Source organism: Bacillus cereus group sp. MYBKT111-2 (assembly GCF_051915205.1).
Classification (GTDB): Bacteria; Bacillota; Bacilli; order Bacillales; family Bacillaceae_G; genus Bacillus_A; species Bacillus_A paranthracis.
On record NZ_JBQAEG010000005.1, the window covers coordinates 233,273 to 251,076 of the forward strand.

Consider the following 17,804-nt stretch of genomic DNA (forward strand, 5'->3'; position numbering starts at 1 on the left):
AGAACGAATTGGTAAGAAGTACAAATGTTTTGTTCATAAAATCGTCAAAATTTAGATATTTATTACATATTAATTAATACTTTTACGTATAACTGTTTTCTAAAAAAGAGCATGCCCTAAAAATTAGAACATGCTCTCCTCATCCTGTACTTTCAATTTAATACTAACCGTCGTTCCCTTATCTTTTTTACTTTCAATTCGCCACTGTCCGTCATGTATATGAACAATTTGTCTTACAATAGCAAGGCCTAAACCTGTTCCACCATGTTGACGACTTCTCGCTTTATCAACTCGATAAAAACGCTCACCCAGATTTTCTAAATGCTCTAGATCAATACCAATTCCTGTATCTTTTATTTTCAATTCACAGTAATCATCGATTTGCTCTAAAGTTATTATGATATCCCCGTTTTGATTTGTATACCGTATCGCATTATCTAACACGTTATGAAGCACTTGCTGCATACGATCCTCATCAATCATTACAATAATTTCTGGATTTAAATTTGTTGAAATACGAATTTTCTTTTCTATAAACTTAATCTCATACGTATCTAACACATCTTCAATTAGTTGTGAAAAAACGATAGGTTGTTTCTTTAAAGGGAAATGTTCCCCTTCTAGTTGTGCTAAATCTAATAAATCATGAACGAGACGTTGCATACGATCTGCTTCTTTATGAATGAGCTGTGTTACTTTTTCCTGCTGTGGTCCCTTCGCTACACCATCTAAAATAGCCTCGCTATACCCTTTTATATAACTAAGCGGTGTTCTTAGTTCATGCGAAACGTTAGCTAAAAACTCCTTACGCTTTACGTCTTCTGTCTCTAAAGAATTTGCCATCTTATTAAATGCTTTTCCTAATCGTCCAATTTCATCTTCAGAAGAAATTGTAATTCGTTCTGAGAAATCTCCCGTAGCCAAATGATTGGCAACTCGTTCCATTTGCGAAAGTGGTTTCGTAATAGCAATAATAATTTTTCTACCAATCCATATTGTCAGTAAAGTTATAGCAAGTGCTAACGGTGCTAAAATAAGACCCATATCATATATTAAGTCTTTTATACTTTTTAAAGGAATATAAGAATATACAATACCAACTAATTTTTTATTTTCTAAAACAGGGATGACAACCCCCATAATATTACGGTCAAAATGTTCCTCGTATCCTATCTTTGTCACAGTTTTTCCATCTAATAATGCTTGCCTGTCCCCTTCACTTATAAGAGAATGATGGTGCACATCAAATGGTAAACATGCACTTAAATCACGTGGGTTCGATACGAAAAGAACGTCTGAACTAGATATTTGATCAAATGCTCTTACTTTCTCTTCAAAAATTGATATTCCTTCGCGCTTATCATATTGCGCAGCAAGACGCTTCCCTTCCATTACTAATGAATCTTTTAAATTATCAACGTATAGTTTTTCATACGAATATAAAGATACAAAGTAAAGAAAGGAAACTGTTACAAATACTGCACATACTACTGTCAGCCAAAGCTTCTGTACCATCGTAAACATACGTTACACCTCAAATTTATAGCCTACACCCCAAACAGTTTGAATGTAGTTTCCACTTTCTCCAAGCTTCAAACGCATCGTTTTCACGTGCGTATCTACTGTTCTTGTACTTCCCGCATAATCATATCCCCATACCTTTTCCAGCAATTGTTCCCGGCTAAATACTTGTCCCGTATGTTGGCAAAGAAAATAGAGTAAATCAAACTCTTTTACTGTAAGAGAAATCGGCTCACCATCAGCCTCAATCTTCCTACTTTTTTCATTAATAAGGATCGGGCCAAACTGAATCTCCTCTTGTTGCTCTTGCTTTGTATAACGTCTTAACACAGCTTCCATACGAGCAATTAATTCACCAGGACTAAATGGCTTTACAATATAATCATCTGCTCCCATACGTAAGCCGTTCACCCTATTCCACTCTTCACCTTTTGCTGTTAAAAATATTATTGGTACATCTGACGTTTTTCTAATTTCTTTACAAACTGAAAGTCCATCCATCTCTGGCATCATAATATCTAGTACAACGAAATCATAATGATTTGTCTCTAATTTTTTTAGAGCTTCTTTTCCATTTTCAGCTTCTTCCCACTCGTATCCGAAATTATCTAAGTACATTCCAACAAGTTGCCTCATATCACTTTCATCATCTACAACTAGCACCCTATATTTACTCATTGTCCTTCCCTTCTCTCTCTATGAGTTGAAACGGTCCTTTTCCGACTTTAATTGTTTGTTTTATTTTCAAATTCTTCATATCCATGACGCAAACTTCATCACTATCATAGCTTGCTACGTATCCTTCTGCTCCGCTCTTCAAAAATGCAAATGGGTTTGATCCTACTTCTACAGAAGCCACCTCTTTATACGTGCTAACATCAAACTTTCTAAGCGTATTCGAACCGTGACTTAATGCATATACGTACTTATGATCCTTCGTAATATTCACAGGCATAAACGGAGCGTGTAAAGAACGTACCATTTCTCCGCTCTGCAAAGAATACACTAATACTTTCTCATTTACCTGATTTCCATCACCATGTCCGCCAATCCATATTTCTTTCCCATCTGGACTAATTGTCGCCCCCGTTGACGCTGGTGGAATCATAAAGGTTTGTATCAATTCTTTTTTCTTTGTATCAATTGTCGTTAGCTTCGTATCATAAAAGTTTAATACAGATAACTGGTTATGGTACTCTACCATCGTTATTGGCCCTTTTCCAGTTGACACACTTCCTGTCTCTTTGCCTTTTATCGTAAAGAACCTTACCTTTTGGGCATTTTGATCGGCAGCAAATAATTGTTTTTTATCTTCGGATACGATTACATTTACAATACCTTTTCCAGTTTTATATTTCTCCACTTGTCTTCCTTCAACTAGTGAATATACATACATGTACTCTAACTGCTTACCATATACAAGTATGTCTTCACCATTTGGAAGTAGTAGGGTTCCTGCCATCGGCTCGTTAAGTTCCCATGTCGTAATTAACTTTTTAGTTTGCTTATCGACAAAACTAATACTGCCTTCTTTTATATTCGTTGTTATAATAACACTTTTATCTTTAGCAATCGGTGTATATGAACTTCTTTGACACCCTACTAATAGAAATAAAAAACAAATAAGAAAAACAGACTTTCTCAAAAGATTCCCTCCATCTTCGGATGATTTCGTTATAATTGTAAAATAACAAATAAATGTGTGGAAAGTGTGAAATTTCCCTTTCCTACTTCATTTACATATATAATGTACAACAAATAGAATTTGAGGTGTGCCAATTATGCTTTTTCCTGATTTAGCGAATAAAATTGTACGAGAAGTACGCAGGCTAATTAAAGAAAATATTATTATCATTAATATACAAGGCGTTATTATCGCAAGTACAGATATAGAAAGAATCGGCCAATTTCATGAAGGCGCACTCCGCTGCGCAAAACAAAAGAAAACTGTCATTATTACAAAAGAGGATGAACGACGTTTGCATGGCGTAAAAGCGGGTATGAATCTCCCTTTACTATTCCATGACGAAGTAATTGGTGTCATTGGAATTACAGGCGAACCTGAAAACATTTCCCAATACGGAGAAATATTACGTAAAATGACCGAACTACTCATTCACGAAAACTACTTTTTAGAACAGCTAGAACTTGAACACCGTTCTTACGAAGCATTTGTCTTTGATTGGCTTCAAAATACAGACTGGTCTCCAAGCTTTCTCGATCGCGCCAAAACACTTGGTATTGATTTATATAAGAAAAAACAACTTATTTTGTTCTCTATCGATCAAAATGACACGATGCTTCAGCGTAAGATTTGGCAACACGTACGCAATCTATTAACAAAGGAGCATTTATTTATTCGCTGGGGAAATGATCGATTCATTTTATTTACAGCCACGAACTCCAAAGAGCAAACATATCAATTTTTAAAACGATTAAAACAAGACTGTGAAACTTTGTTTTCTATTCCTTTATATATCGGGATTGGCCAATCCGTTACGCCAAGCAATATGAATTTATCGTACGAACAAGCATTACAAGCTCTTTCCGTATCACTTGCAACGAAAAACATTGTATTTAATGAAGATTTACGTTTAGAAATGTGCTTACAAGATATTTCTGCGGAAACGCGGGAACAATTTCTAAAGCGCACCATCGAAAACTTACTATCATCGCCTGAACTTATGCACACTTTACGTTTATTTATTGATTATAACCAATCCTATAAACAAACAGCGGAGCAATTACATATACACATTAACACATTGCATTATAGACTTAAAAAAATTGAGGAGTATACAGGACTTGATCCGAAACAATTCAAAGACTTAAATATTTTATATTTCTCGCTCCTCTTATTAGATAATCAAACAAAAAAGAATGATAAAATAGATTAATCTTTAGATGATTATACATAGAAAGAATCCCCCGACTTTTTTATCATTATAATGAAAGCACTGTGACAACGTTTTTTATTATGACTCATTACGTTAACAGTTTGAGGGGGATTTCCAATGTTAGAAAAACAAATTATTGATTCATTCGTATCCATTGTTGGCGAAGATAATGTAGATACATCCAATATGGGGCGTTTAACGTATAGTTATGATGCCACTCCAAACTTCCAAGCAATGCCTGATGCAGTCATTGCTCCTCGTAATACAAATGAAGTAGCTGAAGTATTAAAAGTATGTAACACTCACAAAATCCCTGTATATGTTCGTGGGTCTGGAACAAATCTTTGCGCAGGGACATGTCCACTTGAAGGCGGTATCGTCCTTATCTTCCGTCATATGAATAACATTTTAGAAATTGATGAAGAAAATTTAACAATTACTGTACAAGCTGGTGTTATTACGCTTGATATTATTAAAGCAGTAGAAGAAAAAGGTTTATTTTATCCACCAGATCCAAGCTCAATGAAAATTTCTACAATTGGCGGTAACATTAATGAAAACTCGGGTGGATTACGTGGATTAAAATATGGCGTAACACGTGATTATGTGATGGGGCTTGAACTTGTCTTACCAAATGGTGATATGATTCGCACTGGTGGTAAATTAGCAAAAGATGTAGCTGGTTACGATTTAACTCGTTTATTTATCGGTTCTGAAGGAACACTTGGCGTCGTAACAGAAGCAATATTAAAACTTGTTCCTATGCCTGAAACGAAGAAAACGATGCTTGCACTATATGAAGATATTAACGAAGCTGCACGTGCTGTTTCTTCTATTATTGCAAATAAAATCATTCCAGCGACACTTGAGTTTTTAGACCAGCCGACAATTGAAGTAGTAGAAGAGTTTGCTCAAATCGGTTTACCAACTGACGTAAAAGCAATTTTATTAATTGAACAAGACGGTCCGCCTGAAGTTGTTAATCGAGATATTGAAAAAATGGCTAACGTTTGTCGTTCCATGAATGCAGTTGATGTTCGCGTCGCAAAAGATGAAGCGGAAGCAGATGCGCTTCGAACAGCTCGCCGTAGTGCACTGTCAGCACTGGCAAGATTAAAACCTACTACAATATTAGAAGATGCAACGGTACCACGCTCACAGATTGCTCCGATGGTTGAAGCTATTAATGCCATTGCCAAAAAATATAATATTCCTATTTGTACGTTTGGCCATGCTGGCGATGGCAACCTACACCCAACTTGTATGACAGATGCTCGCAACGAAGAAGAAATGCGCCGAGCTGAACAAGCTTTTGCTGAAATATTTGCGAAAGCAATTGAACTTGGTGGCACGATTACTGGTGAACATGGTGTTGGTGCGATGAAGGCTCCGTATTTAGAAATGAAGTTAGGTAAAGAAGGTATTGCTGCTATGCAAGGAATTAAACAAGCCTTCGATCCAAATAACATTATGAATCCAGGAAAGATGTTCGCGAAGGACACTCGTAAAAGAGTGGTGGTTGAGAGATGACAACATTAAATAAAGAAAACATTCAAAAAGAATTTAAAGAACGATTAAGTGAAGATGAACTACTAAACTGCATGCGATGCGGTTTCTGCTTACCAACTTGCCCTACTTACATTCAATCTGGATATAAAGAATCACATTCCCCGCGTGGACGTATCGCATTAATGAAAGCGGTCGTTGACGGCTTAATTGAGCCAGATGAAGATGTTGAAAACACATTAAATGTTTGCCTCGGCTGCCGTGCTTGTGAACCTGTTTGTCCATCTGGTGTGAATTATGGACATTTATTAGAAGAAGCTCGTGATATTATAAATCAAAACAAAAAATTTTCAATGCCAGTGAGAGCTGTTCGTAAAGTCGTTTTTGAAGGACTTTTCCCGCATCAAAATCGAATGAGAACATTAACAGGATTAATCGGATTTTACCAACGTTCCGGTTTACAAACGCTAACACATAAAACAGGAATTATGAAGTTATTCCCTGAAACACTTGCAACAATGGATCTCGTTTTGCCTAAGGTCCCTAAAATGAAAGCAATGAAAGATCGTCCTGAATTTTTACATGCTGAAAGTACGAAGAAGAAACAAGTTGCATTCTTCACAGGTTGTTTAATGGATACAATGTTTTTAGAAACAAATAACGCAACGATGAAACTGCTTCAGTTAGCTGGTTGTGATATCGTTATTCCGAAAGCACAAAGTTGCTGCGGGGCATTACATGGGCATGCTGGTGAGAAAAATGGGGCAAAAGAATTAGCAAAACGCAATATAAAAGCATTCGAAGATTTAAACATCGACTATATTATTACGAATGCAGGAGGTTGCGGAGCTTACCTCGTAGACTATGATTATCTTTTAAAGGATGATCCGGATTGGGCTGAACGTGCTAAGCAGTTTGTTTCTAAGATTAAAGATATTACTGCTATACTAGTAGAACTAGACTTCCATAAGCGAACTGACTTACGACTCACGCCGCAAGTTATTACGTATCAAGACTCTTGTCATTTACGCAATGTTATGCGAACATCTTCAGAACCTCGTATGTTACTAGAAGCAATTCAAGGCGCAACATACCGTGAAATGAAAGATGCGGATCGCTGCTGTGGTTCTGCTGGTATTTATAACATTGTTCATTCAGAACTATCTATGGAATTTCTAGATTACAAAATGGACCGTGTGCATGAAACAGAAGCAGCAACCATTGTTACTGCAAATCCAGGTTGTTTATTACAAATGAAATTAGGCGTTGAACGAGAAGGTCTTTCTCATAAAATGAGAGGAATTCACATCGTTGATTTATTATTAGAAGCAATTGAAACCAACTCGTAATAACTCGTAACATACGTAATAATAGGAAAACGGCTATCTCCTTCGTCTATGTAAAGAGATAGCCGCTTTTTTGTCCGCTACAACATTAAAAATATGTTACTTTATTATAAAAAAGAACAACAGAAACATTACAGTTTTGTAAAAATCAATCCAGTATATTCCTCAAAAAAACGCTCAAACCATTGATACAATAGGATTCTTCATTTTCAATATAGGTACATTTATCCAAAAAACGCGTCTTATAACCAAGTATAAAAATGCTGAAAATTCCTTTTATACTCTATGTTTCTCTTATTTTTTCCCCTTTCCCCTCTTAGGATAAATTAGGTAAATTTTAAGTCTATGAATTTTTTTCCATCTTTTTTCTCACAAAATCTATGCTACGATGAATTTGTCAGTCAGACAGGCTGTCAAAAACAAATCGTGTGAAAACAAATTAAAACTTTATATAGGGGGACACACATCATGAAAAAGCGTGTTTTATTATCTGTAGCTGCTGCAACGGCTCTTACTTTAGGAGTATCTTCTCTAGATGCACAAGCTGCAACAGTACAACCATCTAACATAAAGGTTCAAAATATTCAGCATTCAAAAGTGATGATGAAGCAAATGAGCCAACAAGAATTACAAGCATTCTTACAATCTATGGGCGTTGAGTCATTAGCACAATGGCAACAAGGAAACTTCCAACCAAATTGCATTATTCCTGGTCAACAACCTACTGAAAATGTTGTAACTGAGCAACCAACAGCTAAGCCAGAAACTCAAAAGCCTGCTGAGCAAAAACCGGCCGAGCAAAAGCCTGCTGAAGAAGTTCAAAAACCAGAAGCTCAAAAGCCTGCTGAAAACAATAATACTCAAAAACCAGCTGAACAAAAACCGGCTGAGCAAAAGCCTGCTGAAGAAGCAAAATCTTTAAGCGAGTTCGAACAACGTGTTGTTGAATTAACAAACGCTGAGCGTGCAAAACAAGGTTTACCAGCTTTAAAAATCGACACTGAATTAAGCAAAGTAGCACGCATTAAATCTGAAGATATGCAAAAAAATAACTACTTTGATCATAACAGCCCTACATACGGGTCTCCGTTTGACATGATGAAGAAATTTGGTATTTCTTATACATCTGCAGGTGAAAACATCGCCCAAGGCCAACGTACACCTGAAGAAGTAGTACAAGCTTGGATGAATAGTGCTGGACACCGTGCAAACATCTTAAATAATGGCTTCACTCACATCGGTGTTGGTTATGTAGAAAGCGGCAACTACTGGACACAACAATTTATTACGAAGTAAATAGATTAAAAGAGTCTTCTCATAATGAGAAGACTCTTTTTTACGTTTCATAACTTTCTATTATGTATGAGTATAAAGCGTAGAACATAAACAAAATAGAACCACCACTTATTACGCTAAGTAACACATAAAATCCCCATTTCAAGTTCAAAAACAATGAAAACAATATACTACATGCCATCACTTGAAAAATCCGTCTACTCACTAAACGGATCTTTTTTAATTTGATTGAGTCTTTTTCCGTACTCTGAACTTTTTTAAACGCCTTACTAAGCATGAAAAGAAACATACTAATCCCAATTGTTAGTCCTGTTTGAAAGGATATCATGCTTCCAAAATTAATAAAAAGAATGAGCATATGGATAAACAACATAAATAAAGTAATCGTCTTTAGAAATCCACTTATAATGACATGCTCGTCTTCATTAAACTTATATATATTATGTGAAATAATATACATCAATCCATGTAAGAAAATAATAAGACAAGGAATAAGTGCTATAACAACTTGTTTACTCATGAACTCGTTTGGCCGGCCATTTCCATCCCAATGTACCGCCAAATGCTCTGGTAAATATGGATAGAGACATAGAGTAACTAAAAGACAAGCGAAAAATATTCCTAGTATATATTTATATTTGATCAAGTGATTCTCACCCCTCTTTTCTCTTAACGGCTTCGCTTCTTTTAGAGAAATTCCTGCAAAAATCTACTTTTCTCAAATTTAAACTTCCACTTTATGCATTCATTCTTTGAAATTCTTTCATTGTATCATTTAATTTTGTAGGAAATGGTACATCAACTTCAATCTCTTCTTTCGTAATTGGATGTAAGAAGTTTATCTTCATTGCATGTAACGCCTGCCTAGACATATATTTTGTTTGTCCACCATATAATACATCCCCAACTAATGGATTGCCGTTATAGCTCATATGAACACGAATTTGATGAGTTCGACCTGTTTCCAATTGTAACATTACGAGCGTAACATTTTGATTTTTAAAATACTTCTCTACTTTATAATATGTTATAGCTTGATCTCCCTTTGGAGAAACACGTCGTCTCGTAGCATGATGGCGATCTCTTCCGATAGCTGCGTCAATTGTTCCTTGCTTCTTTTTTACTTTTCCTTCCACAAGCGCCGCATACGTTCTTTTAATTTTTCGTTCCATTAATAAACGATCCATAATTGCACCAGCAATTCTATGCTTCGCAAACACGACACCACCTGTCGTATCTTTATCTAACCGATGAATATGACGAACCTTCGTCTCTAAACCTTGCATTTGAAAATGAAAGGCAACAAGGTTTGCAAGTGTTCCCATCCCGCCTTTTTCAGAAGGATGCGTATCCATCTTCTCAGGCTTATTGACAATGAGTACATGATCGTCTTCATATACTACATGTAATTCACCATATTCAGGCTCTACACCGTATTCTTCCTCCATAAACATATGAACTTGCAACTTATCGCCTTCTTTTAAAAGCTCATTCCATCTTCTTTGTTCTCCATTAACGGTAACGCCTTTCTCCATACGAAGCTGATGCAACAACTTTTTCGGTATTTCCCATTCTATTTTTAATAACGAATCAATACTGATGCCATTCCATTTCGCTGGAACAGTCATTTCGCACCATTCGCCCTTTTTCTTCGTTTCCATACTGTATCACCTTATTTCTATTGATTCTCTCATTGTAACGGAAAATACACTTTGATGCACCGTCAAAAATAGAGGACAGTCTTATAATAGACTGCCCTTCACGCTCTACGCCTTCTCATTTCCTGCAACACTTCTTCCGCTTTTTGTTCATATGATAAATCTTTAAAGAAATCCGCCAATCGCTTATAGTCGTTATACGTATCTAATAAGTCATCCATCTTTTCTCCTTTCATCACTTGTTGTTTTTGCTTCATTTTTACCGGATAACGATAGCCCGATACTTCTTGTATTTTGTAATACTCATCCTCTACTTGAATCACCTTTACAAGTTCCTCTTCTTCCGCATCCATCGTATACCCATCAAAATCTCTAAGCAATTCATAAATAATATGAGTCCATTCATCTTTTGGGTAAAACCCTTTTTCTAACCGATAACCGACAATGCGATACATATGCCCATCGTTTTCTGCAAACTGTACTGTATCATTTAGCTTAAATTTAAAATAACGAAACATTGTCTTCACCTACTTATATGTAATGTTCTTATCACATACTATTTGCAAAATGTAGGTCTTGCTATTCATAAAAAAATACTCATCTTATAGATGAGTATTTTTTTATGATGATTTTTCTCTCTTCTTTCGAAATGGTAACCACCAATTCCAGTCTCCAAACAATTTCATTAAACTTGGTACGAGCATAAGACGAATAATTGTTGCATCAAGAAATATCGCTAATGCAACACCAAGACCCATTTGCCGTACTGGTAAAATATCAGTAAAGGCGAAAGCACCAGTTACAACAATCATAATTAATGCAGCTGATGTAATAATTCTACTTGTTGAAACAAGTCCTTCTAACGTCGCTTGATCGTTATCCCCTGTTTCTTCATACAGTTCATGGATACGCGAAATAAGAAAGACTTCATAATCCATGCTAAGTCCAAATACGAGGCCGAAAATGAAAATTGGTAAGACAAATAAAACAGGACTTGCTTCTAAACCAAAATGCCCACCTTCAAATAACCAAACAACAATTCCAATTGTCGCACTTAAACTAAGTATATTCATAATAATCGCCTTAATTGGAATGAGTATAGATCGGAATGCAAATAATAATATAACAAAGGTCGACCCAAATATAACAGACATACCAATTGCAACTTTATCTTTAATTTCATCTTCTAACTCTTGTTGGAACGTCGTCATTCCGCCTAGATAATACGTAACATTCGTTTCTTTATAATTTTGTTTAAAATCACGAGCCCATTGTTTCGCAATTTCTGTACGTGGTTTTGTATGTAAAAAGACTTCGATTATTGTCTTATTTCCTTTCGTATACGCTTCAAATACCGGAGCTATTTTAGCGGATTCTGGCGACTGTAACATCCCAGCTACTTGATCTGATTTCATTCCATTTAAACTGTCGTATAAACTTCTTACTTCATATACTTTCTTATCACCTTTTAACTTTTGAACGACTTCTTCTACCTTTTGTAAACTTTCTTTTTCTTTCATATTTTTTTTCGTCTCTACCACTAACGTAACATCAGCATGTGTTTTTGCAGTTTCATTAAATGTCTCTTCGTACTTTTCATATGCAATTCTTGTATCACTTTGTTTAGGTAGAGCTTCCACGTCAGGAAACTGCAAATTAGCTGTACGTAATGGTAATAAGCAAATCACAATAAATGTTGTAACAACAATAATCATCGCAATTGGATGTTTCATTACAAATTGTGCAAATGTACGCCATGCCTTTGCTGGCGTATGTGCTACTTGATTCTTTTTTAATATTCGTTTACCAATTAATGATAATAACGCTGGAAGAAGTGTGAGTGAGAATAAAATACTCATAATTACAACAATCATTCCGCTAATTGCGACAGACTGAATATAATCGATTTTAAAGAAAAACAAACCGGATAGGCCAACGAATACACATAATCCTGAAAATACGATTGCCCGCCCTGCTGTCTGATATGTAATTGCTATTGCTTCTTTTACCGTTCGCTTTGCAACTTCCTCTCGAAAACGATTTACAAATAATAGTGCAAAATCAATAGATAACGCAAGCCCGATCATCGGTGCAACATTTAACACAAAGATAGATAGTTCCTTATCGCTACCTACAAAGTATAATATGCCCATCGTACTAATAACACTAAGTGCCCCATTTACAATTGGTAAAATAGATGCCAAAAGGCTACCGAATGAAAATAGTAATACGAGAAATGCAATCGGTAACCCAATCATCTCTGCTACTTTTAAATCATTTTGCGTTCTTTCATTAATCTCTTTGTTAATTTTCGGAAACCCTGTAGGCGTTACTTTTAATGCCTCATTACTTTCCTTTTCAATTTTATCAGCAAATTGTAATGTCTTTTCCATTCGTTCTTTATTTGTTTTCCCGGAAAATAAAATTGTCGCATAACCGATATCATCTTGTAACATTTCTTTATTTTGCACTGGATGATGGAAAGATTCATATGTCTCTGTCTCTTGTACATTTTTTACAATTCCCTCTACTTGCTTTTGAAATTCTTCATTTGAAACGCCTTTATTTTTTTCAAAAACGAGTAACAGCGTATCTTGAGACCTCTTAAAATCTTCATCTAAAATTTCTTTCGTTTTTTGATAGTCTCCTTCTGTTTGGAAACCGTCACCACCTAATACTCCCGGTAGCTTTGGAGCGAAAATACCGAGTGCTATCGCAAGCAATAATAATGCTACAATTACTGTATAACGAAACTGATACAAAAAAGCTCCTAATTTTCCCCACTTATCTACTTTATGTACATTTGTTTTCACACATTTTCACCTACTTTACATCATTCAATTGTTACTTATAATGTATCACATCTTCATGCAAACAAAAAACGTCTGGAAACACTATAATGATAGTTTTTCCAGACGTTTTTTATCTCTCTTTATTAAGTCCCAATCTCTCGGTAAGTAAACGATGGCAATAAATCGCCATAATTAACAAAATACCACCTACGCAATAACCTGCTAAAATATCAGTTGGATAATGTACATTTAAAATGACTCTACTTAATCCAATCGATATAATTACTACTCCTATCAAAATCGTTATAACATATTTTCCCGTTACACTCTTCAAATTTGCCACAATGATATAAGTAAGAAATCCAAATGTCATAATAGATAACATTGCATGCCCACTAGGGAAACTATATCCAAGCGCATCCAACGTTTCATTTAACGACGGACGATCCCTTTTCATAATTTCTTTTATCCCTTTATTCACAAGATGTGTTGTTAAAATGCCCATTGGATATACGATCATCGCAGCATAATAACGTTTTCTCCAAAAAACAAGTAAACTTATAATAAGTACAGTTACAATCCCAATGGCAGAACCTAATTTTGTATAGTGTGAGAAAAATGTAAGCGAACTTTCTGTTTGTAACCCTTTTACTACCCCTCGGACATATGTATCCATCACTGTAACGCCGCCAGCATGTACTCGCCAAGCAACAATGCCAAATACAGCAAATAATAAACCGATACACATTACCTCATATTGATGCAACTTCTTCAAACGATTTCCTCCTACTATGAAAAAATGCGATTTCTACTGTAGAAACCGCATTTTCTTACTTATTTACCTTTTGTTTTTAACTCTGTCCAGTAACGGTCGTAGTCTTTTAGCTTATCGTCTACATCAACAAGCCATTCTGTACGATCTAATTCTTCTTTCGTTAAGAAGATCATGTGGTTATCACGATATTCTTTACTATGAAGAGGGTGAGCTTTTTCATTTGGATTACTGTATCCAATTGACTCGTAGTTTTTCACACTTACTTTTTCATCTAATAAGTAGTTCATAAACTTCTCTGCAAGCTCTTTGTTTTTTGCACCTTTTGGAATTGCTAACGTATCAGCCCAAATTGTGCCGCCTTCTTTTGGTACAACGTACTCTACATCTTTATTATCTTTTGCGATAAATGCTGCATCTCCAGACCAAACTGTTCCGATCCAAGCATCTTCTGTAATGAATTTTTGTTTAATATTATCTGTATCAAATGCTAATAAGTTTGGAAGTAGCTTCTGTAAATCAGTTGCTGCTGTCTTTAACTGTGCATCGTCTTTCGTACTGTTTGAGAATCCATGCTTCTTAAGACCCATTCCTAACACTTCACGAGAATCATTTAATAAAGTTACATGCCCTTTATATTTCTCATTCCATAAGTCAGCCCAGCTTGTAGGTGCTTCCTTCACATACTTTTTATTATATGCAATACCTGTTACGCCCCAAGTATATACTAAAGAATATTTATTCTCTGGATCAAACGCAGGTGTTTTGAAATTAGAAACCATGTTTTCGATATTTGGGATATTCTTTTTATCTAACGGCGCTAATAAATCCATTTTCGCCATCGTTTTAACCATGTAATCCGACGGCTGAATTAAATCATACTTCGCGCCGCCTGCTTGTAATTTCGCAAACATTTCTTCATTACTTGCATACTTATCATAGTTAATTTTCACGTTATATTTCTTTTCAAAATCTCTTAGCACTTGCTCATCAAAATTGTCAGCCCAGCTATAAATGTTTAACTCTTCTTTTTTTTCACCACAACCAGCAAGTACACCAGCAACAAGGCTAAAGCTAATTGCTGCGCCGGCTAATCTTTTCATTAATTTCATCGGTTTTATTACCTCCTCGTACTTTCTATATCGTTCGTATTATAAAGGAAGGTGTCCTCCAGAGTTTTCTTCACCATCTGCACCTTTGTTACGGAAGATTTCAGATAGAACCATTAATCCTACGATAGCTACAATTAAAATTGTAGAAAGTGCATTAATTTCTGGTGATACTCCGCGCTTAACCATACTGTAAATGTATAATGGCAATGTTGTTGATCCTGGTCCTGATACGAAGAAACTAATTACAAAATCATCAATTGATAATGTGAATGTTAATAATGCGGCTGAAATAACTCCTGGTGCAATTGCTGGGAACGTTACATAACGAAACGTTTGCCACGGCGTTGCTCCTAGATCGTTCGCAGCCTCTTCTAAATCACGTCCCATACCAGAAAGGCGTGCTGCTAAAATAACGACAACAAATGAAATACTAAATGTAATGTGCGCAATAATAATTGTTGTTTTACCAAGTTCCATACCTAATTGACTAAATAAAATAAGTAAAGATAACCCCATTAAAATATCAGGAATTAAAATTGGTAAATACACAAGACCATTAATAGCCCCTTCATAACGATATTTATAACGATGTAATGCAATTGCGAAAATCACACCAAGAACAGTCGTTACAATCGTCGTTACGACCGCAATCGTCATACTATTTACAAACGCATCAATAACATCTTGTTTTTGAAATAAATCTGTATACCAATGGAATGTGAATCCTTCCCATTCCGCATTAATGCGAGAATCATTGAAGGAATATACCATTAAAACCATCATTGGAAAATACAAGAACAATAAAATTAACCAAGAATAAGAAACTAAAAACTTCTTCATCTTTGCCTATTCCCCTCCGTTCCCATCATATTTATATACTTTCGTTGCACGATAATATAAGTAAATTAACAGAACAGAGAATAGAACAACAATCATAGATAACGCAGATCCAAACGGCCAATCACGCGCTCCTAAGAATTGATTTTGAATTACGTTTCCGATTAATGCTACTTTCGATCCACCCATAACGTCTGATACAACAAACATTCCGATAGAAGAAACAAACACTAAAATAGAACCGGTAGCAATCCCTGACATCGTCATTGGTACTGTAACATTCCAAAATGCTTTTACTGGTGTTGCCCCTAAATCATAAGCTGCTTCTAGCTTACGCTTATCAAGCTGCTCAATCGCTGCATACACCGGTAAAATCATAAATGGTAATAAAGAATATACCATCCCAAGTATTACAGAAGGTGTATTGTATAGTAAATTTAACGGTTCACTAATAATGCCTAGCTTCAATAACAATGTGTTTACAAGACCTTGTGAACGTAAAATAACAATCCATGCGTAAGAACGAACAAGGAAGTTAATCCAAAACGGGATCGTTGCCAATAATAAAAGAATGGAACGATATTTACGATCAACAATTGTAATTGTATACGCAAATGGATAACCAATTAGTAAACATATTACTGTCGTAATAACCGCAATTTTCACTGTTTCCCATAACGTCCCCATATATAATGGGTCAAATACACGTGCTATGTTCTCTAATGTAAATTGCATTTCCACTGTCCCATATGCTCCGCGCTGCATGAAGGCAAATGCCAATACAAACAGAAGGGGAATTAGGAAGAAGATTAACAGCCATGCGACTGTAGGTAGTGCGAGTAATTTCCCTTTTTTCAATTTAAGGTCACCTCGTCCTCTTGCTCCCAGCCTACGTATACATTATCTCCAATGCTCCACTGCGCTGCTTCTTCAGCAGTTTGATATGCCATTAGTAATTCTGATGTTTTCTCATCACGTACATAAAGCTTTTCCATATTTCCAACAAACTCAATGTCTTCAATATGTCCAAGGTGGTATTCTTTTAAAATCTGCTCTTCAACCGAACGCACTTTTACATTTTCAGGGCGAATTGCTACATAGCCTTCCCCGTTTTTCACAATATTATTTTCACCGATAAATGTCGCAACGAACAACGTTTTCGGCTTATTATAAATTTCTTTCGGCGTTCCGATTTGTTCAATATGGCCTTTATTCATAACAACGATACGATCACTCATACTCATCGCTTCTTCTTGGTCGTGCGTTACGTATATGAACGTAATTCCTAAATTACGTTGTAAGTTTTTCAATTCACGTTGCAAGTCTTTTCTTAACTTAAAGTCTAATGCTCCAAGTGGCTCGTCTAGTAATAATACACGCGGGTTATTTACAATCGCTCTCGCAATTGCTACACGCTGCTGCTGTCCACCAGAAAGCTTCGCAGGTTTACGATTACGGAACTCAAGTAACTGCGTTAAACGCATTGCCTCTTCAGCACGCTCTTTCTGCTCTGCTGCCGGTACTTTCTGCATTTTCATACCGAAACAAATATTTTTCTCCACATTCATATGTGGGAATAGCGCATAATGTTGGAACACTAGGTTCATATGACGCTTATATGGTGGCAAATCGTTAATCTTTTCATCATCTAATAAAAGATTCCCTTTAGTTGGAGTTTCAAATCCTGCGATCATACGAAGTAACGTCGTTTTCCCGCAACCACTCGGCCCTAAAATCGTTAAAAATTCCCCTTCTTTAATATCTAAAGAAAGCGGTGGGATAATCACTTGATTTCCAAAATGTTTTTCTACTGCTTCAACTTTAATAATCTTTTTCATTTTCCCGTCCTATCTACCTCAAATTTAAATTTTTATATTCATGAATACATATTTATGTTCTATAGACTATTTTTTGTTTCGATCCAAACAAAAATGGTTATTTAGCAAACGTTCACTTCTATTCTTTATGTAGTATGTTTGATTCATTTTCGCATGATACATAATGTCGAACAGAAAAACCCCTTCCATTGCGAAGGGGCTATTATCATACGGCTACGCCTACTGATAA

At 35.7% G+C, this 17,804-nt stretch carries 16 protein-coding genes; 4 read left to right on the forward strand and 12 right to left on the reverse strand.

The window, feature by feature from the left end; translation table 11 throughout:
- Window positions 1-123 precede the first annotated feature (123 nt).
- The 3 genes from ACTFNE_RS16475 to ACTFNE_RS16485 are packed head-to-tail and all read right to left on the reverse strand — an operon-like array spanning window position 124 to window position 3,166.
- A complete protein-coding gene (locus ACTFNE_RS16475; RefSeq protein ID WP_046197202.1) occupies window positions 124-1,524 on the reverse strand; it encodes a sensor histidine kinase in 1,401 nt (466 codons plus the stop codon).
- 3 nt (window positions 1,525-1,527) lie between these two features.
- Window positions 1,528-2,199, reverse strand: a complete 672-nt coding sequence (locus ACTFNE_RS16480) for a response regulator transcription factor (protein WP_046197201.1) — start codon at window positions 2,197-2,199, stop codon at window positions 1,528-1,530.
- Window positions 2,192-3,166 (reverse strand): YncE family protein, encoded by a 975-nt coding sequence (locus tag ACTFNE_RS16485; protein WP_046197200.1) that lies wholly within the window; start codon window positions 3,164-3,166, stop codon window positions 2,192-2,194. Before ACTFNE_RS16485 ends, ACTFNE_RS16480 begins: the two co-directional genes overlap by 8 nt.
- Before the next feature lie 136 nt (window positions 3,167-3,302).
- On the opposite strand from ACTFNE_RS16485, the gene ACTFNE_RS16490 reads away from it, so the two are divergent.
- The 4 genes from ACTFNE_RS16490 (at window position 3,303) to ACTFNE_RS16505 (ending at window position 8,566) form a co-directional block, all read left to right on the forward strand.
- A complete protein-coding gene (locus ACTFNE_RS16490) occupies window positions 3,303-4,418 on the forward strand; it encodes a CdaR family transcriptional regulator (protein ID WP_046197199.1) in 1,116 nt (371 codons plus the stop codon).
- Between the two features lie 117 nt (window positions 4,419-4,535).
- Window positions 4,536-5,948, forward strand: coding sequence for a glycolate oxidase subunit GlcD (gene glcD, locus ACTFNE_RS16495; protein ID WP_270706064.1), 1,413 nt, complete (start codon window positions 4,536-4,538; stop codon window positions 5,946-5,948).
- Entirely contained in the window at window positions 5,945-7,273 is a 1,329-nt protein-coding gene (locus ACTFNE_RS16500; RefSeq protein ID WP_270706065.1) for a (Fe-S)-binding protein, read from the forward strand. The genes glcD and ACTFNE_RS16500 overlap by 4 nt, the downstream gene beginning before the upstream one ends.
- A 465-nt stretch (window positions 7,274-7,738) precedes the next feature.
- On the forward strand, window positions 7,739-8,566 hold the full coding sequence (locus tag ACTFNE_RS16505) for a CAP domain-containing protein (protein ID WP_000747582.1): 828 nt from the start codon (window positions 7,739-7,741) through the stop codon (window positions 8,564-8,566).
- 40 nt (window positions 8,567-8,606) lie between these two features.
- Here ACTFNE_RS16505 and ACTFNE_RS16510 read toward each other — a convergent pair whose 3' ends face one another.
- From ACTFNE_RS16510 to potA, 9 genes are all read right to left on the reverse strand, one after another.
- The gene (locus tag ACTFNE_RS16510; protein ID WP_000598989.1) at window positions 8,607-9,212 is read right to left on the reverse strand and encodes a DUF1648 domain-containing protein; all 606 of its coding nucleotides are present in this window, start codon (window positions 9,210-9,212) and stop codon (window positions 8,607-8,609) included.
- Window positions 9,213-9,303: 91 nt separating this feature from the next.
- Window positions 9,304-10,227: an RluA family pseudouridine synthase gene (locus ACTFNE_RS16515; RefSeq protein ID WP_046197197.1), complete on the reverse strand. Its 924-nt coding sequence runs from the start codon at window positions 10,225-10,227 to the stop codon at window positions 9,304-9,306.
- Between the two features lie 98 nt (window positions 10,228-10,325).
- Window positions 10,326-10,742, reverse strand: coding sequence for a hypothetical protein (locus ACTFNE_RS16520; protein ID WP_000490291.1), 417 nt, complete (start codon window positions 10,740-10,742; stop codon window positions 10,326-10,328).
- A gap of 102 nt (window positions 10,743-10,844) precedes the next feature.
- Window positions 10,845-13,037, reverse strand: a complete 2,193-nt coding sequence (locus ACTFNE_RS16525) for an MMPL family transporter (protein WP_270706066.1) — start codon at window positions 13,035-13,037, stop codon at window positions 10,845-10,847.
- A 109-nt stretch (window positions 13,038-13,146) separates the two neighbouring features.
- Complete coding sequence (locus ACTFNE_RS16530; RefSeq protein ID WP_171484234.1) at window positions 13,147-13,764, reverse strand: phosphatase PAP2 family protein; 618 nt, start codon at window positions 13,762-13,764, stop codon at window positions 13,147-13,149.
- 86 nt (window positions 13,765-13,850) lie between these two features.
- Window positions 13,851-14,900, reverse strand: coding sequence for a spermidine/putrescine ABC transporter substrate-binding protein PotD (potD, locus tag ACTFNE_RS16535; protein WP_046197195.1), 1,050 nt, complete (start codon window positions 14,898-14,900; stop codon window positions 13,851-13,853).
- Window positions 14,901-14,939: 39 nt separating this feature from the next.
- Window positions 14,940-15,740 (reverse strand): spermidine/putrescine ABC transporter permease PotC, encoded by an 801-nt coding sequence (potC, locus tag ACTFNE_RS16540; protein WP_000714205.1) that lies wholly within the window; start codon window positions 15,738-15,740, stop codon window positions 14,940-14,942.
- 6 nt (window positions 15,741-15,746) lie between these two features.
- A complete protein-coding gene (gene potB, locus ACTFNE_RS16545) occupies window positions 15,747-16,595 on the reverse strand; it encodes a spermidine/putrescine ABC transporter permease PotB (protein WP_000715494.1) in 849 nt (282 codons plus the stop codon).
- Window positions 16,592-17,575 carry a spermidine/putrescine ABC transporter ATP-binding protein PotA gene (potA, locus tag ACTFNE_RS16550; protein WP_000720320.1) on the reverse strand — a complete coding sequence of 328 codons (984 nt, stop codon included), beginning with the start codon at window positions 17,573-17,575 and terminating at the stop codon, window positions 16,592-16,594. Before potA ends, potB begins: the two co-directional genes overlap by 4 nt.
- Between the last annotated feature and the right edge of the window lie 229 nt (window positions 17,576-17,804).